At 73.5% G+C, this 23,902-nt stretch carries 18 protein-coding genes; 9 read left to right on the top strand and 9 right to left on the bottom strand.

Annotation, left to right across the window (positions count from 1 at the left end; genetic code table 11):
• Positions 1 to 55: 55 nt before the first annotated feature.
• Together CP982_RS40305 and CP982_RS40310 are read right to left on the bottom strand one after the other, a co-directional pair.
• Positions 56 to 1,633 (bottom strand): FAD-dependent monooxygenase, encoded by a 1,578-nt coding sequence (locus CP982_RS40305; protein WP_150515030.1) that lies wholly within the window; start codon positions 1,631 to 1,633, stop codon positions 56 to 58.
• A 102-nt stretch (positions 1,634 to 1,735) separates the two neighbouring features.
• Positions 1,736 to 2,749 (bottom strand): LacI family DNA-binding transcriptional regulator, encoded by a 1,014-nt coding sequence (locus CP982_RS40310; RefSeq protein WP_150515031.1) that lies wholly within the window; start codon positions 2,747 to 2,749, stop codon positions 1,736 to 1,738.
• A gap of 306 nt (positions 2,750 to 3,055) precedes the next feature.
• Here CP982_RS40310 and uriH point away from each other — a divergent pair, with 306 nt between their 5' ends.
• From uriH to CP982_RS40335, 5 genes are all read left to right on the top strand, one after another.
• Positions 3,056 to 4,003 carry a uridine-preferring nucleoside hydrolase UriH gene (gene uriH / locus CP982_RS40315; protein WP_150515032.1) on the top strand — a complete coding sequence of 316 codons (948 nt, stop codon included), beginning with the start codon at positions 3,056 to 3,058 and terminating at the stop codon, positions 4,001 to 4,003.
• Complete coding sequence (uriT, locus tag CP982_RS40320; RefSeq protein ID WP_150515033.1) at positions 4,000 to 5,445, top strand: uridine transporter UriT; 1,446 nt, start codon at positions 4,000 to 4,002, stop codon at positions 5,443 to 5,445. The genes uriH and uriT overlap by 4 nt, the downstream gene beginning before the upstream one ends.
• A 184-nt stretch (positions 5,446 to 5,629) precedes the next feature.
• Entirely contained in the window at positions 5,630 to 8,347 is a 2,718-nt protein-coding gene (locus CP982_RS40325) for an ATP-binding protein (protein ID WP_150515034.1), read from the top strand.
• An 81-nt stretch (positions 8,348 to 8,428) separates the two neighbouring features.
• Positions 8,429 to 8,956, top strand: a complete 528-nt coding sequence (locus CP982_RS40330) for a hypothetical protein (protein ID WP_150515035.1) — start codon at positions 8,429 to 8,431, stop codon at positions 8,954 to 8,956.
• A gap of 104 nt (positions 8,957 to 9,060) precedes the next feature.
• Positions 9,061 to 9,759: an alpha/beta hydrolase gene (locus CP982_RS40335; protein ID WP_150515036.1), complete on the top strand. Its 699-nt coding sequence runs from the start codon at positions 9,061 to 9,063 to the stop codon at positions 9,757 to 9,759.
• A gap of 13 nt (positions 9,760 to 9,772) precedes the next feature.
• On the opposite strand, the gene CP982_RS40340 is transcribed toward CP982_RS40335, so the two are convergent.
• The 4 genes from CP982_RS40340 to CP982_RS40355 all read right to left on the bottom strand — a co-directional run bounded on the left by CP982_RS40340 (position 9,773) and on the right by CP982_RS40355 (position 14,589).
• Positions 9,773 to 10,639, bottom strand: a complete 867-nt coding sequence (locus CP982_RS40340) for an SAM-dependent methyltransferase (RefSeq protein WP_229879140.1) — start codon at positions 10,637 to 10,639, stop codon at positions 9,773 to 9,775.
• Between the two features lie 119 nt (positions 10,640 to 10,758).
• The gene (locus CP982_RS40345) at positions 10,759 to 13,020 is read right to left on the bottom strand and encodes a xanthine dehydrogenase family protein molybdopterin-binding subunit (protein WP_150515037.1); all 2,262 of its coding nucleotides are present in this window, start codon (positions 13,018 to 13,020) and stop codon (positions 10,759 to 10,761) included.
• Positions 13,020 to 14,024 carry an FAD binding domain-containing protein gene (locus tag CP982_RS40350; RefSeq protein WP_150515038.1) on the bottom strand — a complete coding sequence of 335 codons (1,005 nt, stop codon included), beginning with the start codon at positions 14,022 to 14,024 and terminating at the stop codon, positions 13,020 to 13,022. The genes CP982_RS40345 and CP982_RS40350 overlap by 1 nt, the downstream gene beginning before the upstream one ends.
• Before the next feature lie 28 nt (positions 14,025 to 14,052).
• Positions 14,053 to 14,589: a (2Fe-2S)-binding protein gene (locus CP982_RS40355; protein WP_150515039.1), complete on the bottom strand. Its 537-nt coding sequence runs from the start codon at positions 14,587 to 14,589 to the stop codon at positions 14,053 to 14,055.
• Positions 14,590 to 14,845: 256 nt separating this feature from the next.
• Here CP982_RS40355 and CP982_RS40360 point away from each other — a divergent pair, with 256 nt between their 5' ends.
• The 3 genes from CP982_RS40360 (at position 14,846) to CP982_RS40370 (ending at position 17,706) form a co-directional block, all read left to right on the top strand.
• Positions 14,846 to 15,640: an SAM-dependent methyltransferase gene (locus CP982_RS40360; protein WP_150515040.1), complete on the top strand. Its 795-nt coding sequence runs from the start codon at positions 14,846 to 14,848 to the stop codon at positions 15,638 to 15,640.
• Positions 15,641 to 15,795: 155 nt separating this feature from the next.
• Entirely contained in the window at positions 15,796 to 17,193 is a 1,398-nt protein-coding gene (locus tag CP982_RS40365; protein WP_150515041.1) for a M28 family metallopeptidase, read from the top strand.
• A 96-nt stretch (positions 17,194 to 17,289) separates the two neighbouring features.
• Entirely contained in the window at positions 17,290 to 17,706 is a 417-nt protein-coding gene (locus CP982_RS40370; protein WP_030671889.1) for an MmpS family transport accessory protein, read from the top strand.
• Positions 17,707 to 17,793: 87 nt separating this feature from the next.
• Here CP982_RS40370 and CP982_RS40375 read toward each other — a convergent pair whose 3' ends face one another.
• Positions 17,794 to 18,906 (bottom strand): PQQ-dependent sugar dehydrogenase, encoded by a 1,113-nt coding sequence (locus CP982_RS40375; protein ID WP_229879138.1) that lies wholly within the window; start codon positions 18,904 to 18,906, stop codon positions 17,794 to 17,796.
• A gap of 254 nt (positions 18,907 to 19,160) precedes the next feature.
• On the opposite strand from CP982_RS40375, the gene CP982_RS40380 reads away from it, so the two are divergent.
• Positions 19,161 to 19,526, top strand: coding sequence for a hypothetical protein (locus CP982_RS40380; protein ID WP_150515042.1), 366 nt, complete (start codon positions 19,161 to 19,163; stop codon positions 19,524 to 19,526).
• 108 nt (positions 19,527 to 19,634) lie between these two features.
• Here CP982_RS40380 and CP982_RS40385 read toward each other — a convergent pair whose 3' ends face one another.
• Entirely contained in the window at positions 19,635 to 21,713 is a 2,079-nt protein-coding gene (locus tag CP982_RS40385; protein WP_184924905.1) for a M6 family metalloprotease domain-containing protein, read from the bottom strand.
• Positions 21,714 to 21,910: 197 nt separating this feature from the next.
• The gene (locus tag CP982_RS40390; RefSeq protein ID WP_229879136.1) at positions 21,911 to 23,626 is read right to left on the bottom strand and encodes a sigma-70 family RNA polymerase sigma factor; all 1,716 of its coding nucleotides are present in this window, start codon (positions 23,624 to 23,626) and stop codon (positions 21,911 to 21,913) included.
• Positions 23,627 to 23,902 lie beyond the last annotated feature (276 nt).

Here is a 23,902-nt window from a genome sequence, read left to right on the forward strand (position 1 = left end):
GACATTGGCGTGATGCGGCCGTCCGGCGGCGGAATCGCGTGGGGGAGCGGGGCTGTCAGCCGCCTGCCGAGCCGGTGACCGCCGCGAGGGCCCGGCGGAGCGCGGTGTCGCTCGGCGGGGCGTCGGGCCAGCGGGCGGCGATGTGGCCGTCGGGCCGGACGAGCAGCGCTCCGTGGGCGCCCAGCGCGCAGCTGTCGGCCTGCTCGGCGGTGAGGGCCTCCACGCGCGAGGGCCACGGCCCGCCCAGCCGTTGCACCCACCGGGCCGGGTCCGGTGTGAACAGGGTGAACCACTCGCCGCAGGCGTCGAGCGTCGAGCGGCCCGGGGCGAGCCAGAGGTGGGGCATGCGATGGCCGGGCCTGGGGGTGGGGACGTAGTCCGTGCCCGGCGCCGACGGATCCGCCGGGCCGGGGGACGAGGGGGTGTCGGTGAGCACGGCCCGGGAGCGGTAGGCGACACCGAGCACCAGGCCCAGCTGTGCGAAGTACCGGTCGGACCAAGGGAGTTCGACCGGATCCGACGTCGCCTCGCCGGAGCGGAGCTGCTCGTGCCGCCGACTCTGCACCTCGACCATGAGGCGGGTGCCGGCCACCGTCTGGTCCAGGGTCCGATGGGCGACGGGCAGGCGCTCCGTGCCGTACGTGTCCAGCAGGGCAGGGCCCGCCCAGCCGCGCAGGACGCCCGCCAGCTTCCAGCAGAGGTTGTGCGCGTCGGCGACGCCGGTGTTCATGCCCAGGCCGCCGGTGATGGGCAGCGCGTGCGCGGCGTCACCGGCGAGGAGCACCCGGCCGTGCCGGAAGCGCTCGGCGACGAACGCGTTCATCACCCAGTGCTGCACCCGCCGCACCTCGGGCCGCACCCCGGCGCCCGGCCCCAGGGCGCGGGAGACGAGGCCGGGCCAGTCGGCGTCCGCGGCGTCGTCCGGCGTGACGCCGAACCACATCCAGCCCCCTTCGGGGTGGACCGGTCCGAAGGACCCGTGCGCGGTGAAGTAGACCCCGGCGGGCCGGCGTGCGCACCAGCGGCTGAGGTCGGCGTCGAACACGACGGTGGTGAAGCTGCCCAGGGCTCCGGGGCCCGTGGTGCCGATGCCGAGGAGCGGCCGCAGGGTGGAGTTCGCGCCGTCGGAGGCGAGGACGTACCGCGCGCGGACCCGCGTCCGCTCGCCGCCGCGGCGGTCGGCGAGCACGGCCACGACGCCGTCGGCCTCTTCCGCCAGGTCGACGAGCTCGACCCCGAACCGCACCGGCGTGTCCGCCGCCGCAAGGAGCAGGGGTTCAAGGCGGTCCTGCGAGGTGAGCACTCCGGTCTCGGGGCTCTCGGGCACCGGCGCGTTGACCCCGACCATCGCCGCCGTGGCGAAGTCGCGGTCGCACAGGGTGTCGCGGAAGCGGATGCGGCCGTACTCGGGCGCGAAGGCCCGGTCCGTGAGGGGGGCGGCGAGGCCGAGGAGGCGGTAGATCTCCATCGAGCGCACGTTGACGAGCCGGGACCGGGGAAACGGGGACAGCTCGGTGTGCTTCTCGACCAGCGTCGTCCGCACCCCCCAGCGGGCGAGCAGCGCGCGGGCGGTGAGCCCGACGGGCCCGCCGCCGACGATCAGGACCTCCGGATCGGCCTCTGCTCCGGGCATCTCGGCTCCTCAGCGGCGGGTGCGGCGGCCTCGACGACGGCTGAGCCGGCATGGGGTCAATTTCCCGGACCCCGTCGCGGGCCGCAACGCCCGTGACCCCGCTTACGCCCGAACGTGCGGCGCGGCGCTGGAACCCCGCACCACGAGGTCCGGAGCCAGCCGCAGCGCCCGCTGCGGTCCCGCGCCGTCGGCGCCGAGGCGGTGGGCGAGCAACCGCGTCGCCTCGGCGGCCAGTTCGGCGACCGGCTGGCGGACCGTGGTGATGCCGGGGGCCGCGAGGCCTGCCATCGGGATGTCGTCGAAACCGGTGACGGCGACCTCGCCGGGCACGTCCGCGCCCAGCTCCTGCAAGCGCTGCAGCACACCGATCGCGATGAGGTCGTTCGCGCAGACCACGGCGTCGGGCCGCGCTTCCCACAGCGCGTCGACGGCGGCCCGGCCCCACGCCACGGAGAAGTCGCCGAGCGCCGTCCGCTCCGGCGCCGCGGCGTCGAGCGCGCCGGACCCGGCCGCGTACGCCGCGCGCCGTTCGGCGGCCGCCGACGCCGTGCCGTGCGCGCCGACGAAGCACGGCCTTCGGCGCCCGGTGGCCGCGAGGTGCTCCAGGACGAGCGCCATGCCGGCGGCGTTGTCGACGGCCACGGAGTCGGCGACGCCCGGCCCGCACCGGCGGTCCAGGAGGACCAGCGGCACCCGGGCCGCCGCAGCGGCCACCGCGTCCCGGCTGCGCCGCTCGTCGGCCGGGATCACCAGGAGGGCGTCGACACGGCGGCCGAGCAGGTCCTCGATGCGCTCCGCCTCCGCCACGGGGTCGTCGTCGCAGTCGGCGAGGAGCACGGCACGCCCCTCGGCGTGCAGCGCGTGGGTCAGCTCCCGGACCAGGGCCGGGTAGAAGGGGTTGGTGATCTGCGGCAGGACGAGGCCGACCGTGCCGGTGGCGCGGTTGCGCAGGGCGCGGGCCGCGTGGTTGGGCCGGTAGCCGAGGCTCGCCGCGGCTGCCCGGACGCGCCGTGCGGTGTCGGCGCCCACGGGCCGGGTCCCGGCCAGGACCCGCGAGACGGTGGCGACGGAGCAGCCGGAGGCCCGCGCCACGTCCCGGAGCGTCACATCGGCCACGCCCTGCCCACCCCCTTCGGAACGTTCCGCTTCGGTACGTTCCCCTTCGGCACGTTCCCCTTCAGTACGTTTCGGAGAACGTTATCAACGGCCTTGGACATCACTCAGGGGCACCAAAGCGCGACACAGTGGTGGACCGCTCGGGACAGGCCTGACGTACTACCAGGTCAGGGGCGTAGCACGGGAGCATGAACGGAGTACTCCGGATCGTTGACATAATGCGCACCCGTGCACAAAGTCTTCGGAGAACGTTTTCCCGAGGTGACGCCCGCCAGCGCCGCCTCAGCCGAACAAAGAGGTTCCGCGATGGCCAGAAAGATCATCCTCGACTGTGACCCAGGGCATGACGACGCGATCGCCATGCTCCTGGCCCACGGCAACCCGGACGTCGAACTGGTCGCGGTCACCACCGTCGTCGGCAACCAGACCCTGGAGAAGGTCACCCGCAACGCCCTGTCCGTGGCCCGCATCGCCGACATCACCGGCGTGCCCTTCGCGGCGGGCTGCCCCCGCCCCCTGGTGCGCGAGGTCGAGGTCGCCGAGTCGATCCATGGCGAGAGCGGCCTGGACGGACCCGTCCTGCCCGAGCCGACCCTGGAGCTCGACCGCCGTCACGCCGTCGACCTCATCATCGACACGGTGATGTCCCACGAGCCCGGCGAGATCACGATCGTCCCGACGGCCGGTCTGACCAACATCGCCCTTGCCGTGCGCAAGGAGCCCCGCATCGCCGAGCGCGTCCGCGAGGTCGTCCTCATGGGCGGCGGCTACCACACCGGCAACTGGAGCGCCGTCGCCGAGTTCAACATCAAGATCGACCCGGAGGCCGCGCACATCGTCTTCAACGAGCGCTGGCCCCTCACCATGGTCGGCCTCGATCTGACGCACCAGGCGCTCGCCACCCCCGAGGTCGTCGCGCGCATCGCCGCCGTGGGCACGGGGCCCGCCGCGTTCGTGGGCGAGCTCCTGGACTTCTTCGGCACCATGTACCTGCGGGAGCAGGGCTTCGAGCACCCGCCGGTGCACGACCCGTGCGCGGTCGCGTACGTCATCGACCCGAGCGTCATGACGGTGCGCAAGGCCCCCGTGGACATCGAGCTGACCGGCACCCTCACCCTCGGCATGACCGTGGCCGACTTCCGCTCGCCCGCGCCCGCCGACTGCCACACCCAGGTCGCCGTCGACCTGGACCACGGCCGGTTCTGGGACCTCGTCGTGGACGCCCTGGAGCGCATCGGCGAGGTGTCCGCGTGAACGCCTCCGTCACCGGGCCCGCCGCCACGACGGCGCCGGGCCGCCGCCCGGTCCGGCTCTGGGTCCTCGTCGTCGCCCTCCTCGTGGCGTGTTTCGCCTTCCAGCTGAACGCGAGCATGCTCAGCCCGGCGCTGCAGAACGTCGAGGACTCCCTCGACGCGACCACCGCGGAGGTCGGCCTCACCCAGACGGCGTTCTTCACCTCCGCCGCGCTGTTCTCGCTGTTCCTGCCGCGCCTGGGCGACCTCGTCGGCCGCCGCCGGGTGCTCGCCGCGATGATGGTCCTGATGGCGGTGGGCTGTGTCGTGGCCGCGCTCGCGCAGAGCGTGCCGATGCTGTTCGTGGGCCGCGTCATCCAGGGCGTGTCGGGGCCGACGGTCCCGCTGTGCCTGATCATGCTCCGCAACGAGGTCCACGAGCCCAAGCGCTACGGCACCCTGCTCGGCGTCATCACCGCCGTCAACGGCGGCATCGCGGGCGTCGACTCCATCGCGGGCGGCTCGCTCGCCGACCACTACGGCTTCCAGTCGGTGTTCTGGGTGATGGCCGTCGTCGCCGGTCTCGCCGCCGTCCTGGTCGCCGTGCTCACCCCCGAGTCGACCGCGGCCGACGCCGCCGGGACCCGCATGGACTGGCCCGGCGTGGCCATCCTGGTCGTCTCCGTCGGCGCGGCCCTCGTCGCCCTCAACGAAGCGGGCAAGCTCGGCAACGCCAACTGGCCGCTCGTGGCCGTCCTCGCCGTCGTCGCCGCGGCCGCCTTCGCCGTGTTCTGGCGCGCCGAGGACCGCAGCAGCCACCCGCTGGTGGCGACCCGGCACCTGCGCCAGCGCTCCACCTGGGCCCTGCTCCTGACGACCGTGCTCACCATGACCGGTGTCTTCGCCGTCATGAACGGCATGATCCCCGCGTTCGCGCAGAACGCGGAGGCCGGATTCGGCATGACCGCCGAGCAGTCCGCCTGGTGGACCCTGACCCCCTACGCCCTCGCGGGCCTGGCCATGGGCCCGCTCTCGGGCCGCCTCGCCGCCACCCTCGGCTACGGCAAGGTCCTGCGCTTCGGTCTTGTCGGCTCGGCCGCGACCGTCGCCCTGATGCTCGTCACGCTCCAGGCCGACTCGCGCCCGCTGCTGCTCCTCTCCTCGATCCTCATCGGCATCACGTACGCGGGCGTGGCCAACATCGTCCTCAACGGCCTCGGCATCGTCCTCTCGCCGAAGGAGAGCCCCGGTGTGCTGCCCGGCCTCAACGCGGGCGCGTTCAACCTGGGCGCGGGCCTGAGCTTCGCCGTCCTGTTCGCCGTGCAGACCGCGGCCGCGCCGGCGGACAAGACCTCGGTCACGGGCTACTCGGCGGGAATGATCGCCGGAGTCGTCCTCATCGCGGCGGCCTTCGTGACGTCCTTCCTGATCCCGAAGCCGGTGTCGGCCGAAGAACACGGTTAGCGCTTCGCTGGGGCGCGGTGTCCTCGGCTGCGGGTTCGTCGTGGCTGGTCGCGCAGTTCCCCGCGCCCCTTCGGGCGCCCCTCGGGGCGCGGCCGGACGGGGACCGGTCGAACACAGTCCGTAGGAGGGGAATGGCGAGACTCTTTGTCAGGACGGACCGTGTCTGCCCTAAAATCTCGACCACATGAACGTGCACGGACGGCACTACGAGAAGGCCGCGTTCGCCCGTGTTCTGCGAGAGGCGCGTGAGGGTACCGGCGCGGCGCTCGTGCTGTGGGGGGATCCCGGCATCGGCAAGACGGCTCTCCTCGAGCACGCCGCCGCCACGGCGACCGGTTTCACCACCCTGGCCTGTCGCGGCACCCGCACGGCGGCCCCGCTCGCCTTCGCCGCGCTGCACACGCTGCTGCGGCCGGTGGCCGACCGGATCGACGCGTTGCCCGCACCCCAGGCCGCGGCCCTGCGCGCGGCGCTCGGCCGCGGCGGGGAGTGCCCCGACCGCTTCCTCATCGGCGTCGCCACCCTCACGCTGCTGTCCGAACTCGCCACGGAACAGCCCCTCCTGATCACCGTCGACGACGCCCAGTGGCTCGACGAGCCGACCGCCGCGTGCCTCGCCTTCGTCGCCCGCCGCGTACCCGGCGAACCCATCGCCCTGTTCCTGGCCGTCGGCCACGAAGCCCCCGCGCCCGGCGGCCCCGGCGACGGCGGCACCGTCCTGGAGATCGGCGGGCTCGACGACACCGCCGCCGAAGCCGTCGTACGCGATGCCGCTCCGGACGCCGACGGCGAGACCGTCCGCCGGGCCCTGCGGGCCGCACACGGCAACCCCCTCGCCCTGAGCGAACCGCCCGACGTCGACGCAGGGCCACGCGGCGTCGGTTCCCGTCTGCGCCGGGCCGCCGTCGCGCGTGTCGAACGGCTCGCCGCGCCCACCCGCACGCTGCTCCTCGTCGCCGCCGCCGAGGACCGCGGCGACCGCCACGCCGTCCGTGCCGCAGCCGCCACGCTCGGCGTCACGGAACACGCCTGGCAGGACGCCCTGCGCTCCGGTCTGCTGCACGCCGAAGGCGACCGCGTCGGTTTCCGTGCGCCTCTGGTCCGCACCGTCGTCTACGACCACGCCCCGCCCGCGGAGTGCCGCCGGGTCCACCGCGCCCTCGCGGACGCCGTGACCGGCGAGGACCGCGCCGCCCTGGGGGCCTGGCACCGCGCGGCCGCCGCCGAAGGACCCGACGACGCCGTCGCTGCCCAGCTGGAGGACTGCGCCCGGCAGGCCCGGCGGCGCGGTGGCCACGCCTCGGCCGTCCGCGCCCTGTGCCGGGCTGCCGAGCTGTCCGCCGCACCGCACGACAAGGGCAGACGCCTCGCCCTCGCCGCCCGGTCCGCCTGGGAGGCCGGGCCGGCCCACACCGCACGCGACCTGCTCGACCAGGCCGAGCGGTGCGCGACCGAAGAGGTCGTGGCCGGGATCAGCGGCGGCCTGCGCGGCCTCATCGCACACGCCCACGGCGACCAGGAGAGCGCGAACCGGCTGCTCCTGCGGGACCTGCGCGCAGTCGCCGACCGGGGCCGCGCCGTCGAACTGGCCTGCGTGGCCGTGCGGGCCGGCTGGTCCGCGGGCTCCACCGACCGGCAGGCCGAGGCCCTGCGCGTCCTGGAGAGGCTCGCCACCGACGGAGACCTGCCCGAGGCCGCGCTGCTGCCCGCGCTCAAACAGTGGTGGGACACCGAGCGCGAGACGTCCGCCGCCGCGTCCCTCACCGGCGAAGCCGTCGCCCGGCTCGGCGCCGCTTCGTGGCCGCTGCTCCCGCCCGCCCCGCTCGCCGTGGCCTGGGGCGAGGAGGCCGCACTCGCCGACGCCCACCGTGCCCGCCTCGGCGAGCTGCGGGCGACCGACGTGACCGGCGCGCTGGTGCGCACGGCCCCGCACACCGCGCCCCTCGCCATCGTGCGCGGCCACTGGGCCCGGGCCACCGCTGACGCCACCGAGGCCCTGCGCGTCGCGGAGGAGACCGGTGCCGACCACGCCGCGGCCCAGTGCCGCCTCTCGCTCGCCTGGCTTGCCGCGCTGCGCGGTGACGCATCCGCCGCCGCCGTGCTCGCCGACCGTGCCGTGGAGCGTGCGGTGCCGCGCGGTGCGCGCGACCTAACCGCCGCCGCGTACTGGATCCGCGGTCAGGCCGCCCTGTTCGCGGGCCGGGACGCCGAGGCGCTTCAGTGGCTGCACCGCCTCACCGAGCCCGGCCACGACGCCGCGCACCCCACTCTCGCGCTGCTGGCCGCCCCGGACACCGCGGAGGCGGCGCTCCGCACCGGTGCGCGGGCCGACGCGCGAGCCGCCCTGCGGACCCTGCGGGCCTGGGCCGACCGCACCGGCGCCGACTGGGCGCGGGCCGCCGCCGACCGCACCGCCGCGCTCCTCACCGCCGACCGCGGCGACGCCGAGGCGCTCTTCCGCCGGGCCCTCGACGCCTCCGAGGCGGCCCGCCGCCCCTTCGACCACGCCCGTACGCGTCTGCTGTACGGCACGTGGCTGTGCCGGGCCCGGCGGCGTACGGACGCCCGCGCACAGCTCGCCGACGCGGCCGAGACCTTCCGCCGGCTCGGCGCCGCGCCTCTGCTCGAACGCACCCTGGCCGCACAGGAGCGGGCCGGGGAGCGGATCCACCGCCCGGATCCGGCACCGCCCGGCGAGCCGGCGCTCACGCCGCGCGAGCGGCACGTGGCCCGCCTGGCCGCCGAAGGCCTCACCGACCGCGAGATCGCGGCGCAGCTCCTGCTCAGCCCCCGTACGGTCCACCGCCACGTGGCCGACGTCCTCGCGAAGTCCGGCGTCGCCGCCCGCGCCGAACTCGCTCGCGTGGACCTCGACGAAGGGCCCGGCCCGAAGCCCCGGTGATCCGCCCGGCGCGGCCGGGCTTGACTTCAACCGCACTTGAGGTCGGAGGATCGGGGCACGTCTCGCGAAAGGAGCCGGGGCATGACCTCGCACCCCGCACCGCACGGTCCCCACGGGTCGCTCATGGAGGCCGACCGGACCCGGCGGCGCCCCGGGTCCGCCGAACCGGCGGGCCGGGAAGCGACGCGCAGAGGTGTCGCCCTGGTCCGCGCCTACGCCCGCGGGGACTCCGCGACGATCGCAGCAGCCCTCGACACCACGGACCCGGCGGTGCGGGCCCAGCTGCCCTCCGTCACCCGTGACGTCCTGGGCCTCGTCGTCGGCGTCGTCCTGTCGGGGCCGCGCACCCTCACCCCGGCCGACGTCGTCCGCACTGCCGACCGGATCGCCGCCGCGGGCCCGCCCCGCCACGAGCCGGGCACGGTCCGGGCGGTCCGGGCCTGGGCGAGCCGCGACGACGCGGCGCTGCGCGCCTCCTGGCAGGACGAGGGCGCGGGCGCGCACGGCAGGGCGGTCCTTGCGGCGGCCCTCGCGGTGGCCGCGTGGGGCGAGGCCCCGTTCCTGCACCTGCTCGCGGCCTTCGACGAGCTGACCGGCGCGCGCGGCTGAAACCGTGCGGCCCAGGCCTCCGGTCGCGCCCCGGACCGGGCCTGCATAGCGTGAGAGCGCACATCAGCCGATGGGGGATCGTGGAACGAACAGGTGGAATCGCCATGGCAGGCAGACCGGCCGTTGTTCTGGTGCACGGATTCTGGGGCGGCGCTGCCCACTGGGCGAACGTCATCGTGGAGCTGAACAAGCGCGGCTTCGACGATCTGCACGCGGTGGAGAACCCGCTGACCTCCCTCGCCGACGACGCCGAGCGCACCCGCAAGATGCTCAGGCAGATCGACGGGCCGGTGGTCCTCGTGGGCCACTCCTACGGCGGCGCGGTCATCACCGAGGCGGGCGACCTGCCCAACGTCGCCGCACTCGTCTACGTCGCGGCGTTCGCGCCGGACGCCGGGGAGAGCCCGGGACAGATCAGCCAGGAGAAGCCCCCGGCCGCCTTCGACAACATCGCCCCGGACTCCGACGGCTATCTGTGGATCAAGCAGGACGCGTTCCACGAGAGCTTCGCCCAGGACCTCACGCCCGACGAGGCGCTGGTCATGGCCGTCACGCAGAAGGCGCCGCTCGGCTCGACGTTCGGCGACACGATCACCGCGCCCGCCTGGCGCGCCAAGCCGTGCTGGTACCAGGTCTCCACCGCCGACCGCATGATCCACCCGGACAACGAGCGCCGCATGGCCCGGCGCATGAACCCGCGCAAGACCATCGAACTCGACGCCGGCCACGCCTCCCTTGCCTCCCAGCCGGTCCCCGTCACCGACCTCATCGAGGCGGCGGCCGACGAGGCCGGCTCCGGCTGACCCTCCGCGAGCCTCAGCCCGCCGGCTTGCGGAGCACCAGGACGTGATAGCCCGTGTGCCGGCGGGTGAAGGAACGGAACGGACCGATCAGCGGGTCGGTGTGGGTGAGCGCCTCCTTGCCGAAGCGCCGCTCGATCTCCTCGCGCCGGTCCTGGTACAGCACGCCCATCAGCTCGCCGCACAGCACGGCGTTGGTGGTCATGTCCTGCACCTGCTCCACCTGGAACCCGGCCTCGTCGATCTCGCCGATCAGCGCGGCGAAGGGCCGCAGCGGCGGACACGCCCACAGCGTGGTGTACGCGGACATCTCCGCCTCGGTGGGCGTGCCGCGCAGCGTGAACTCGGTCAGCAGGAAGCGCCCGCCGGGCTTCAGCACGCGCAGCGCCTCCCGCAGGCCGAGGGCGCGGTCGGACAGGTGCGGCACGCAGTCGATGGACCAGGCGGCGTCGAACGACGCGTCGTCGTACTCCAACGCCATGGCGTTGCCGTACGCGAACTCCACGCGCTCAGCGGCCGGATGGACCGCCTGCCGCTCCTGGCACCGGGCCAGCTGGGTCCGGCTCACCGTGATGCCCGTGACGCGGCACCCGGTGCGCTGCGCCAGGCGCAGCGCGGGCGCGCCGGTGCCGCAGCCGATGTCGAGCACGCGGGTGCCCGGCGCCGGGTCGAAGGTGTCGATGAGGTGCTCGGTCTGCCGGTCCTGCGCGACGTCGGCCATGTCGACGAGCGTCGTCACGGGTGCGCGCGTGCCGTGCGGCACGTACATGCCGATGTGCACGGCGCTCGAACCCAGCAGGTCCGCCAGCAGGTCGCCGTACTGGTCGTACATCGCCCCGACCTCGTCGGGGGTGGGAGCCGTGCCCTGTGCCTCCGCTGCCATGGTGCGTCTCCTCCTTGTGGGTGCGGATTCCAACCCTCCGCACGTACAAGGACATTGCACCTGTCACCCGAGCGGTTCGTGAGGACGTAGTTGAGCCAGGAATGTGCCGTCGACGACGGCTAGGCGATGATGTCCTCGATCGTGATGGGCAGCTTGCGCACCCGTCGGCCCGTGGCGTGGTGGATGGCGTTGGCGATGGCCGGGGCGACGCCCGCCTGGCCGACCTCGCCGACGCCCTTGACGCCGAGCGGGTTGACGACGGTGTCCGCCACCTCGACGAAGTCGACGTCCACGTCGGGCGCGTCGGCGTTCACCGGCACCAGGTACTCGCCGAGGCTCGCGTTCGCCCAGCGGCCGGTGCCGGGCTCCATGTGCGTGGCCTCCAGGAGGGCCTGGCCGAGGCCCCAGATCATGCCGCCCATCAACTGGCTGCGCGCGGTCTTGGCGTTGAGGACGCGCCCCGGCGCGAAGGCACCGGCGAGGCGGCGCACCCGTACCAGACCGAGCACGGGGTCGACGGCGACCTCGGCGAACTGCGCGCCGAACGTCATCGACGCGTACGGCGCGTCCTGCGGCGGCGGCCCCCACGACCCGGTCGCCTCCAGGTCCGGCAGGAACTGGCGCTGCAGCAGCTCCGCATAGCCCTCGCCGGTCCCGGGCGAGCCGCGCAGGACCATCCGGCCGTCGCGGACGACGACGTCGGCGGGGTCCGCGCCGTGCAGCGGGGAGCCCTCGTCGGCGACCGCGCGGGCGACGAACTGCTCGCGCAGCGCGCTCGCGGCGGTGTGCACGGCGGCGCTGACCATGCCGGCGCCCGAGGAGCCGACGGCGGCGGCGACGTTGGGCAGGTCGGTGTCCCCGCCCTCGAAGCGGCACCGCTCCACCGGCAGGCCCAGCGCCTCCGCGGCGACCTGCGTCATCGCGGTGAGGACGCCCGTGCCGATGTCGGTGACCGCCGCCTGGACGACGGCGGTGCCGTCGGCGTACACGCGGGCGCGGGCGCGCTGCGGGTTGTACGGTCCGTACACCGGATAGGCGCTCGCGGACATGCCGAGGCCGATCAGCCAGTCGCCGTCCTCGGCCGGGGGAGCGGACCTGCGCGCCCAGCCGATGCGGTCGGCGCCCTGCCGCAGGCACTCGCGCAGACCGCTGCTGCTCCAGGGGCGGCCGGACGCCGGGTCGGTGTCGGAGCAGTTGCGAAGCCGCAGCTCCAGCGGGTCGAGGCCGAGTCGCTCGGCCAGCTCGTCCATGGCGGTCTCCAGGGCGAACAGGCCGGTCGCCTCGCCGGGGCAGCGCATGAACGTCGGGGTCATCGTGTGGGCGTGGATGAGCCGGTAGACGCCCTCGTAGTTCGGGCACGCGTACATCTGCCCGGCGACGCCGAGCGACGGCTCGGCCCAGTGGTCGAACGGCGAGGTCGGCGACAGCTTGTGGTGCCGGAGGGCCACCAGACGTCCCTCGGCGTCGGCGCCGAGGGCGATCCGCTGCTCCTGCTCCTCGCGGTGCCCGCAGCCGAAGAACATCTGCTCGCGGGTGAGGGCGAGCCGCACCGGGCGCCCCACCGCGCGGGCGGCGAACGCCGCGAGGGCCGGATGGTGCCAGACCATGGCCTTGGCGCCGAAGCTGCCGCCCGTGTAGTGGCCGATGACGCGGATGCGGGTGTGCGGGATGCCGAGGAGCGCGGCCACGGTGTGCTGGGTGGCGGTCACGCCTTGCGTGGCGTCGTGCAGCGTGAGCCGGTCGCCCTCCCAGTACGCGGTGGTGGCCGAGGTCTCGATGGGGTTGTGGTGGTTGGCCGCGAAGGTGAACGTGCGGTCCACCGTCACGGCGGCCCCGTCGAGGGCGGTGGCCACGTCGCCGCGCTCCGAGCGGCCGGGAACGAACCCCGCGAAGATGGCTTCCGGTTCGTACGCCTGGTCGCGGCCCTGGTCGATGACGGTGACGGACGGCTCCTCGGCGTAGGTGATCCGCACCAGGTGCGAGGCGTGCAGCGCGCGTTCGTAGGTGTCGGCGACGACCAGGGCGACGTGCTGGCCCGCGTAGTGGATCTCGTCGCTCTGCATCGGGAAGAAGGTCTCACCGGGGGCCACGGAGCCTGCGAGCGAGGGCAGCAGTCGGGGCTGGGTGGCGATCTTCCCCAGGTTCTGGTGGGTCAGGACGGCGACGACGCCGTCGGCCCGCTCCGCCTCGGTCGTGTCGAGGGAGGTGATGCGGCCGTGGGCGACGCGGGCGCCGACGAGCACGGCGTGCGTCAGTCCGGGCAGCGGGACCTCGGCGGCGTAGCGGGCTCCGCCGGTGACCTTGGCGTGGCCGTCGACGCGGTCCAGGGGGCGGCCGATCGGGCCGTCGTGGCCCTTCGGCCGCTGTGTGGTCGTGGTCATCACCGGCTCCCGTCGCGGGTGAGCGTTTCGAGCGCCCGGACCAGGGTGCGGCGGGCGAGCTCGGGCTTGAAGGCGTTCATCGCGGTGGTGCGGGCGGCGCCGAGCTCGGCCCGCGCCGCCAGGTCGAAGCTCTGTGCCGTGGCGACCGCGCCGACCAGGGCGTCCTCTGCGCGCCGGGCCCGCCAGGGCCGCGTACCGACGCCGCCGAGCGCGATCCGCACCCCCTTGACCACGCCGTCCTCGACGTCGAGCGCGGCGGCGACCGACACCAGCGCGAACTCGTACGACTCCCGGTCGCGGACCTTGAGGTACAGCGAACGCTCGGCCATCGCGAGGGCGGGCACCTCGATCGCCGTGATCAACTCGCCGTGCGTGAGCGGGTGTTCGCGATCGGGGGTGTCGCCCGGCGCCAGGAAGAACGCGTCGGTGTCGTACGTGTGCGCGCCGTCGAGGGTGCGGGTGTGGATGCGGGCGTCGAGCGCCGCGAGCGGCACCGCGACGTCGGAGGGGTGGGTGGCGATGCAGTGCTCGCTGGTGCCGAGGATCGCGTGCGTGCGGCTGACGCCGCCGAGGGCGGCGCAGCCGCTGCCCGGAAGGCGCTTGTTGCAGCGGGACTCGGCGTCCCGGTAGTAGCCGCAGCGGACCTTCTGCATCATGTTGCCGCCCATGGACGCCATGTGGCGCAGCTGCGCGGAGGCGCCGAGTTCGAGCGCCCGCGCGACGAACGGGAAGCGGCGGCGCACGGCGGGGGCGGCGGCGACCTCGCTCATGCGGGTGAGCGCGCCGATCCTGAGCCCGCCGTCGGGCAGCTCCTCGATCCCGGCGAGCGGCAGCCGGTTGATGTCGACCAGGCGGTGCGGGGACAGCACGTGCTGGCGCAGCAGGTCGACCTCGGTGGTGCCGCCCGCGAGGAAGTGGCTTCCGGGGTCGGTGGCGACGGCGCGCAGCGCGCTCTCGATGCCGTCCTGGGTGCCGTCGGGGCGCAGATAGCTGATGGGGCGCATGGCCGGTGGACTCCTCGGGCTCTCGGTCTCAGGTCCGCGTGCGGGCCGCGCGGATGGCCGCCCGGATGTTCGGGTAGGCGGCGCAGCGGCAGATGTTGCCGCTCATCCACTCCTTGATGTCGGCGTCCTCGTCGGCGTGCCCCTCCTGGACGCAGCCGAGCGCCGACATGATCTGGCCGGGTGTGCAGTACCCGCACTGGAAGGCGTCGTGCCGGATGAACTCCTCCTGTATCGGGTGGAGTTGCCCGTCGCCGGTGCCGTCGGGTGCGGCGAGGCCCTCGATGGTGGTGACCTCGGCGTCCTCGCAGGTGATCGCGAGGGTCAGACAGGCGAGCACCCGGCGTCCGTCCACCTGGACCGTGCACGCCCCGCAGGTGCCCTGGTCGCAGCCGCGCTTGGCGCCGGTCAGCTGGAGGCTGTCGCGCAGCGCTCCCAGCAGGCTGACCCGCGGCTCGATCTCGACGGTCCGCTCGGCGCCGTTGACGGCGAGCCGCACCTTCACCGGCCCTGGACCGCGCTCGCCCGTGTCCGGTGCCGTGCTGGTCTCCGGTGTGCGCACTGTCATGGCGGTGCCTCCTCAGGCCCTGCGGGACGCGTCGTGCCAAGAGTGAGCCTCACACAAGGAGCAGAGTCGGGCAATCAGTGAGTAACTGGTACGGAACGTCTCACGCTGCCCGGGCTGCGACGCCGGCCTCCGACGCCCATCCGGAGCGCCCGTCGAGGGTGCCCGCCCTGCCCGCCGCCGTGGTGGCCGTATCCGGCGCCGACGGCCGCCGAGAGCTGCGTTAAGCTCCGCTGCGGTCGACCCCGGGAGGGCCCTCATGTCGTATGACCCCACGCTGATCAACAGCACTGTGCCGCACTCCGCCCGCATCTGGAACTACTGGCTGGGCGGCAAGGACTGCTACGAGGTCGACCGGCAGGTGGGCGACCAGATCCGTGCGGCCAACCCGGGGATCATCGAGATCGCGCGCGCCCAGCGGCACTTCCTCGTGCGGGCCGTGAGCCACCTCGCCGGAGAGGCGGGCATCCGTCAGTTCCTGGACGTCGGCACGGGGCTGCCCACCGCCGACAACACCCATGAGGTCGCCCAGCGCCTCGCCCCCGACGCGCGGATCGTCTACGTCGACCACGACCCGATCGTGCTCACCCACGCCGAGGCGCTGCTCACCAGCACCCCGGAGGGCGCGACGGGGTACATCGACGCCGATCTGCGCGACCCGGACGCGATCCTGGAGCAGGCCGCCAAGACCCTGGACTTCACCCGGCCCGTCGCCCTGATGCTGCTCGGGATCACCGCGCACATCACCGACGACTCCGTCTACGCCATCGTGGGCCGCCTGATGGACGCCCTGCCCTCCGGCAGCTATCTGGTCCTCTGCGACGACACCGAGGTGCTCGACCCCGAGCGGATGCGCGAGATGATCGAGCAGTGGAACGAGGAGAGCGACAACCCGCGCGTCAACCGCAGCCCCGAGCAGCTCGCCCGCTTCTTCGACGGCCTGGAGCTCCTGGAGCCCGGCGTGGTGTCCGTCTCGCGCTGGCGCCCCGAGCCGGGCGAGGGCCGGCCGCCCGTGGAGGTCGACGACTTCGGGGGCGTGGCGCGCAAGCGCTGACACCGGCCGTCGCGCCCGAGGGCTGACACCGGCCGTCGCGCCCGAGGGCTGACACCGGCCGTCGGGTCCGGGCGCGGACGCGACAGCCGGGCCCCGGGCGACTCCGGGCGGTGCGCGTCTTGCGGGCCCGTTGTTGCGTGCATGACCATGTGCCCATGGCGAATCCGAAGGGCACCCCTCGGCGCACCCTCCTCACCGGCGCCGCCACCGCGGCCGCCGCCACCGTCCAGGCCGCGAGCCCGGCCGCCGCGGCCGAACCGGCCCGGCTCGCCCCGCGGCCGCCCTCGCGCGAACTGCGCGCCCTGCTGCGGGAGATCGACCACCGCCGCATCGAGGCGACCGTACGCCGCCTGGCCGCGTTCGGGACCCGGCACACCCTCTCCGACCAGGACGACCCGGAACGCGGCATCGGCGCCGCGCGCGACTGGATCCTCGCCCGGATGCGGGAGTACGCCCGGAAGTCCGACGGCCGCATGACCGTCGACCTCCAGTCCTGGGTGCAGCCGCCCGGTCCGCGCATCCCGGCCCCGACGCGGATCTCCAACGTCGTCGCCACCCTGCGCGGCACGGCGTCGCCCGACCGCGTCTACGTCGTCTCCGGGCACTACGACTCCCGCGCCAGCGACCCCATGGACCACACCAGCGACGCCCCGGGCGCCGACGACGACGCCTCCGGGGTCGCCGTGGTCCTGGAGCTGGCCCGCGTCCTCGCGACCCGGCGCACGGCGGCGACCCTGGTGTTCGCCGCCGTGGCGGGCGAGGAGCAGGGGCTGTACGGCGCCGCCCACCTCGCCCAGAGCTACAAGGACCGACGGGTCGACGTACAAGGGATGTTCACCAACGACATCGTGGGCAGCTCCACCGCCGACGACGGCAGCCGCGACCCGCACACCATCCGGCTCTTCGCCGAGGGCGTCCCCACCTCCGAGACGCCGCAGGAGGCCGACGTCCGGCGCTCCGTCGGCGGCGAGAACGACTCGCCCTCGCGCCAGCTCGCCCGCTTCGTGCGCGAGGTCGCCGACCCCGACGCGACCGGCATGAAGGTCCGCGTGATCTACCGGCGCGACCGCTATCTGCGCGGCGGCGACCACATCCCGTTCCTCGAACGCGCCTACCCGGCGGGCCGGTTCACCGAACCCGCCGAGGACTACGCCCACCAGCACCAGGACGTGCGGATCGTCGACGGCAAGCAGTACGGGGACCTGCCCGAGTTCTGCGACTTCCCGTTCGTCGCGCGGGTCGCCCGCGTCAACGGCGCCGCCCTGTGGAGCCTGGCCCAGGCCCCGGGCACGCCCCGCGGCGCGAAGATCGTGACCACGGCCCTGACCAACGCGACCGAGCTGGTCTGGGAGCGCGGCGGCGAGCCGGACCTGGCCGGTTACGAGGTCGTGTGGCGCGAGACGACCTCGCCGGAGTGGACCCACGCGGTCCCCGTGGGCGATGCCATCCGGCACACCGTCGACCTCTCCAAGGACAACGTGTTCTTCGGCGTGCGCGCGGTGAACCGGGCCGGTCTGCGCAGCCCGGTCGCGTTCCCGGCGCCGCAGCGCTGAAAGGCGTGCGGTCCGTCGCGCCACGGCCCCCGGTGACCTGGGGATATCGGCCGGTCAGAGATTGACTTTGCGTGCTCTTTACTGTTGTCTGCGCACATGAAGAGAAGCATCCGCACCGCCGTGTGCGCGCTCGCCGCCGCCGGTCTCGCCCTGACGCTCGGCGCCTGCTCCGAGGCCGAGAAGAAGGCCGTCGACGCCGTCGACAAGGCCGTCAACGAGAAGTACGAGGTGACCTACGAGGTCTCCGGCAAGAGCGTCGACGAGATCGAGTTCGCCGCCGGTGCGGGTTCCGCCGCCAACCCCAAGCTGGAGAAGGCCGCCAAGCCGGAGCTGCCCTGGAAGAAGACGGTCACGCTGCGCGGGATCATGCCGCCCACCGTCGTCCCGATCTCCACGGACCCGACCGGCTCCGACCTCACCTGCAAGGTGATCTACAAGGGCAAGGTCATCAAGGAGGCGTCCGGCGAGAACGTCGTGGCGGGCTGCATCGCGGTCTCGCCGATGGGCAAGTAGCACTCCGGGCGGGGGCGCGTCCCGGCTTCGGTTCCGGGACGCGCCCCCGCCGGTCCGCGTGCGCTGAGGGGCGGCGGGCCGGGCGCGTCACCGCCGGTCGGCGGCGCCCGAGTACACCACGTCGATCAGCAGGATCCGGTCGTTGCCCGGGGCGCCGTCCCTGTCGATGGACGTGGTCAGCCAGATGTCGCCCTGCGGATCGACCTCGACGGTGCGCAGCCGGTTGTACGTGCCCTGGAAGTACGTCCGCTGGTCGGCCAGGCCGGAGTTCGCGTCGATGCGCATCCGGTACATCCGCTGGCCCCGGGTGGTGGCCACGAAGACGTGGTCGTTGATGATGGTCAGACCGCTGGGCGAGCCGGAGGCCACCGGCCAGGTCTTCTTGGGCGGGACGGAGCCGGTGCAGCTGCCGCTGGTGCCCTCGCAGTTGGGCCAGCCGTAGTTGCCGCCCTTCTGTATCAGATTGACCTCGTCCATGACGTTGTTGCCGAACTCGGCCTGCCACAGGCGGCCCTGGGAGTCGAAGTCGAGGCCCTGCGGGTTGCGGTGGCCGAGGGACCAGACGGCGTTGCCGAAGGGGTTGTCGGAGGGGATCGTGCCGTCGGGGTTGATGCGCAGGATCTTGCCGTTGAGGGAGTTCCTGTTCTGCGCGAGCGCGCCGTTCTGGGCGTCGCCCATGCCCGCGTAGAGCTTGCCGTCGGGGCCGAAGCGCAGCCGTCCGCCGTTGTGGGCGCGGTTCTTGGTCATGCCGCCGAGGAGCACCTTGTACCCGGTGAGGGTGTTGTTCTCCAGCGTCATCCGGGCGATGCGGTTGCCGTCGGTCGAGGTGTGCAGGAAGTACAGGTAGTGGTCGGTGGCGAAGGTCGGCGAGATCTCCAGGCCCATCAGGCCGCCTTCGAGGCCGGTGGTCTGGGAGTAGGGCACCTTGCCGAGGAGCGTCTTCTGCCCCGTCTTCGTGAGGCGGTAGACGTCGAACGTGTTGCGCTCGGTGAAGAGCGCGGCGCCGTCAGGCAGGAACGCCAGGCCCCACGGCACGTCCAGGCCGCTGGCCAGGGTCGTCACGGTGCCGGGGTCGGGGGTGCCCGGCTCGGCCCGCGTGGCGGCGTCGGCGGTGGTCAGGGCCGCGCAGAGCGAGACGGCGGTGGCCGCGGCCGCCAGCGTGCCCAGGGTCCGGGACGGGTGGCGTCGGATGCGTGACACGGTGTCCTCCAGGGGGAGTGGGGGGAGTTGATGGCCCTGGCAGTGCGGAAGCTTCCCTGTTGGGTGGGGGCACCGTAGGAGCATGTGATGTACCTGTCAACGAGGGGGATCGGCCGTTCTCCGGTGGCCGCTGTGGAGCGGGTTCGCGGCCGCGCTCATATGGACGATCTTGTTCCGGCCCATGGGCCCGCCGCGTTACTTATGATCACCGCGGGCCTCCAGGGGAGGGGCCAGTGATTGTCAGGAGGGGAAACATGTCCGGAGTCTCCAGAAGATCGTTGCTGGGCTATTCGGGTTCGGCCGCGGCGGGCGCGGTGCTCGCCTCGGCCGGTACGGCGCAGGCGGACGACGACAAGGGCGCGAAGGCCCCCGAGACCGCCGAGAGGACGCAGACGGCGGCTGTCGCGTTCCCGCCCGGCACGGAGTTCAGCGGCCGGGTCCAGCACGGCACGGGCTACGCGGAGCTGAATCTGACCTTCAAGGTCAAGACCGAGGAGTCGCCCGCCCAGTACGACATCTCGCCCGAGGAGATCGCCGAAGCCCTCAACGAGGTCGCGGCGAAGCGCGGCTGGCCGCGCATCACCTTCTACGGCACGCCTCCCAAGGCCCCGCTGAACTGACGGGCCGACGCCGCGCGAGCGGCCCCCGCACCGGATGCGGAACCGGTGCGGGGGCCGCCGCGTCGCGCTTCCGGGCCCGCCTCGGCGGCGGCGCCCAAGGCGGTGTCCTTAGTGGTGACCGCCCTTGCGCACCTTGCAGACCGCCTTCGCGGACTTGCCCGGATCGCTCTCCGAGCGGGCGGTGAGCACCACGCGGCCGTGCCGGTCGGCGTCGCGCCGCGCGCTCACGGCGACGTCGACCTCGACGGACTGGCCCGACCTCGCGGTGGCGAGGCGGTTGGGCAGCCAGGCGGACCAGCCGTGGCCGGACGCCTGGGCGGACAGGCGGTAGACGTCGGAGCGCAGATAGCGGTCCACGTTCTCGGGGTGCCCCGGGCGCGACGGCAGTCCGCGCCCGGTGTTGGCCAGGTCGAAGGAGCACACGGCCCGGCGCTCGGCGCTGCCCTTGGCGTACCCCCGCTCCAGCGCCACGCCCCGGCGCTGCGGACCCGCGCCGTCCAGCGACTTGACGGCGATCGTGTACGACAGGACGCCGCTCGGGGTGCGCTCCAGGTCCAGGACGTAGAAGTGCAGCCTGTTGGCCCGGTCCACGTACTCGTACTCGCTGCCCGAGTCGGCGCCCGCGTGCAGCAGGGCGTCGCTGAGCTGCCGGTAGTCGCCCATGGTGATCTTCTGCAGGGTGCCGTCGGGGCGCTTGAAGTCCACCATGTCGATGTCCTCGGGGTGCGCGTCGACCACCCACGCGAACGGGGCCCGGTCCTCGTTCTTCGTCTTGGACAGGAGCACGCCGTTGTCCGGAGTGAAGGAGTCCATGCCCATGCGGTCGACGACCTCGACGGTGTAGTTCTGGTAGCCGCCGCCGTCGCACAGGGGGTCGGTGGCCGGATCGCAGGCGGGCGACAGATCGCGGTTCATGGTGATGTTGACGCCGCTGAGCCCCTTCGCGCCGGGCGGCGCGGAGCGGGCGGTCACGCGGGCCACGACGGTGCCGGAGCCCTTGAGCGCGTCGCGGTCCAGGCGCAGCACGTTCTTCTCGTCGACGATGCCGAGCTTGAGCTTGTCGCGCAGGACGTGCTGGGAGCCCATCGAGCCGCCGTTGGTGGCCGGTATCTGCCAGCGGGTGTGCGGGCCTCCCGGGCCGTTGAAGGAGCCGCGCGAGAGCATGCTCCAGATGCCGGTGTAGGCGCGGCGCAGCGGCTTGCCGTACGGGTTGTTGTAGTTGTCGCCGATCCCCAGGATGTGGCTGAGCTCGTGCGCGTACACGCCCATCCCGGAGCTCTCGGCCTGCGTGGACGAACCGGCCGTCGCGTTGGGCCAGATGCGGGCCGCGGCCGCCCAGGACGTCCACGGCACGTAGCGGGTGCTCGCGGAGTTGTTGCCGGTGGCGATGGGTGCGGGCGGGCCCCACGCCGACGGCACGCCCTGCGGCGAGGCGAACTTCATCTGCCCGAACTCCTGCCACACGGACGACTCGTCCTGCCCGGCGGTGAGGAAGAAGACGAAGTCGTACTTGGCGGTCTCGCCGCCGCCCACGTCGGCGGTCCAGGCGGCCTTGCCGTCGGCGCGGATGTCCTTGCCGCAACTGCTGCCGCGCGGACACGCGCCCGGGTTCATCTGCGGCTCGATGCCGTACTGGAAGGACTTGTACGGCATGCGGTACACGCCGAAGGAGGTCAGGTCGACGCCGATGCGGCCGCCGGAGTCCTCCATCCAGTACTCGTTGATGGTGTGGCCGCGGTTGAGCGCGCCGGGCTTGTTGAGGAAGTCGCGGTAGAACGCGGGCAGTTGCGCGCGGGGGACGTTGGCCGCGCTCGGCTGCGGGTTGCCGAAGAGGCTGGATCCGGCCGGTTTGCTGACCGTGAACTCCTCGTCGGGGTAGTCCAGGAGCACCAGGGCGCCCTTGAAGGTGCGCTGGGTGGGCTTGAGGTCGGGGTCGGCCCAGTCGGTGCCGGGCACGGACCGGTGGTCGGCCCACGTCATGTCGTCGGGGTTCTGCCAGCGTTGCGGGTCGATGGGCTGGACGAGGGGAGGGCGGCGCGTGGGCTCGGGGGTCGCCCGGGCCGGGCCGATGGCGAGGGCGGAGGCGGTGAGTCCCAGGAGCGCCGCGAGGAGACCGAGGCGGCGGGCCGGGAGGCGGCGCGCTCTGGCGCCGAGCGTACTTCTGCGACGTGTACGGCGGAGGAACAAGGCTCACCTCTTGCCTGGAGGGTGTGGACAAGAACATGACAAGCCGTTCAGCGGTACCCTCCGCCGGGCGCCATTGGGGTGTCAACAGTCTTTTGGGACGGATCTGCCTGGTGGGACGGTGGGCACAGCTGAGGGCCCACCGTCCGCGAGGCCGTCCGTGAGGCGGCCGGGCGCTTCGCCCGTCAGCCCCTCGCCCGTCAGCCCCGCGCCCCGAAGTTCTGCGTCCACCACGGGCCGCCGTCGCCCTGCTCGATCCCGACGCCCAGCTCCTTGAAGGAGCAGTTGAGGATGTTGGCGCGGTGGCCCTCGCTGTTCATCCAGGAGTCCATCACGGAGGCGGCGGTCCGCTGGCCCCGCGCGATGTTCTCGCCGTACGTGCTCCACTTGTAGCCCGCGGCCGTGATGCGCTGCCCCGGGTCGGTGCCGTCCGGCGACGCGTGGTCGAAGTAGCCGCGCGCCCGCATGTCGGCGGAGTGGCGCTGCGCGGCGGTGGCCAGCGCGGCGTTGTGGGTCAGGGGAGCGCACCCGGCCTTGGCGCGCTCGGTGTTGACAAGACCGAGGACCTGCTGGGCCTGTGACCCGGAGGGCGCGGGCGGCGCGGGCTTCTCGGTCGTGGGGCGGGGCGCGGCCGTCCTGGAGGGCGTGGGCCGCGGGGCCTTCGGCGTCTTCTTCCTGCTCGCGCGCGAGGGACTCGCGGTCGGCGACGGCTTCTTGGTCTTCGACGGCGACGCGGAGGGGGACGGCGACCGGCTCGGCTCGACCGTGGCCGACGGCTCCGCGGAGGACTCGTTCGACTCCAGCGCCACCGCCGAGCCCTTGTCCGGGCTCCCCGAGGAGCCGTCGGCGAGCTGCATCACACCGGCGAGGGCGGCGATCGCGGCGACACCGGCGCCCGCGCCGACCGCCTGCCGCCGCCGGCGCACGCTGCGCCGCCCCTGCCGCAGCCGCGCGCGCGAGCCCGGGGTGCCCGTCGAGGAGAGGGGCGTCACGTCGTCGACTCCGCCCTCTCCGAAAGATGTTGGTTCGTACGGATACATCGCTTGTATGCCGGTATCGCCGTATCCGGCGTGCGCGGTCGACGCCATGGCGTCGCCGCCGGCGCCCGTCCCGGCGACGTGCCCGGTTCCCATGACCAGCAGCGGCGGCACGAGAGCGAGCCCGGCGAGCAGTCCCTCCGCGGGCGTGAGGCGTGCGCCGAGGCCACCGCAGGCCGCGCAGTCACGGGTGTGCCGCACCAGGCGCTTGCGCCACAGCGCGGACGGCCTGCCGTCCCAGGTGGCCGCCACCTGGGCGAGGACGGGGCAGCGCGGCTCGGCGGACAGGGCGCGCACGACCACGCGTGCCGTCTCCAGCTGGGCCTTCATGCGCTGCACCCGCACGGCGGTGTGCTCAAGGGTCAGCTTCAGGGCCGCGGCGACCTCGCCCCGCGACAGCTCACCGGCGGCTTCCAGCCACCACAGCGCGAGCAGCTCCCGGTAGTCGTCGTCCATCCAGCGCGTGGCCCGCGCGACCTCCTTGCGCTCCCCGGACAGACCGAGCCTGAGGATCGTCACGTCCGTGAAGTCACCGCCCGGGTCCGGGACGTCGTACGCGTCCTGAAGACCGCTGTCGACGGGCGCGGGCCGCTGGTGGCGGCGGGTCTCGTTCATGGCGATGGCGACGAGCCAGGACCGGAACGAGGCCGGGTCGCGCAGGCCGGGAAGCCCTCTGAGCATCCGCACCATGACGTCCTGCACCAGGTCGTCGACGTCGGCGTGCCCGCTGAGGGCGCGCCCGACGATGTTGTACACGAGCGGCAGGAAGGCGGCGACCAGCTCGTCCTGGGCCCGCGCGTCCCCGGCCCGTCCCGCGACGACGAGAGCGGTAAGCCCGGCGCCGTCCCCCTGCTGCGGCTCCCACTGATCGTGCTGCACGGCACATCTCCTGTCCTGATCGCTGCGTGGTGCTGAGTACGCCCACTGCATCGGAGATCCTGCGGGGCGCGAGGGGATAACAGAAACCGCGCAGATCACTTTGAGACCTGTGTCACGTCGAGCGGTGTGAGGCCTGAGTGATGTTGTGAGGTCTGAGTGATGTCGAGTGGCGTGTGAGAACCCTGGGACGGACGTGGTCCGGACCGGCTCGTGTCGAGCGGCGGGGGTTGTCCCCACCCCCGCACCACCAGGCAGCCGGATGGCCGCGCCGGGCCC

This window comes from Streptomyces spectabilis (assembly GCF_008704795.1).
GTDB classification, from domain to species: Bacteria; Actinomycetota; Actinomycetes; order Streptomycetales; family Streptomycetaceae; genus Streptomyces; species Streptomyces spectabilis.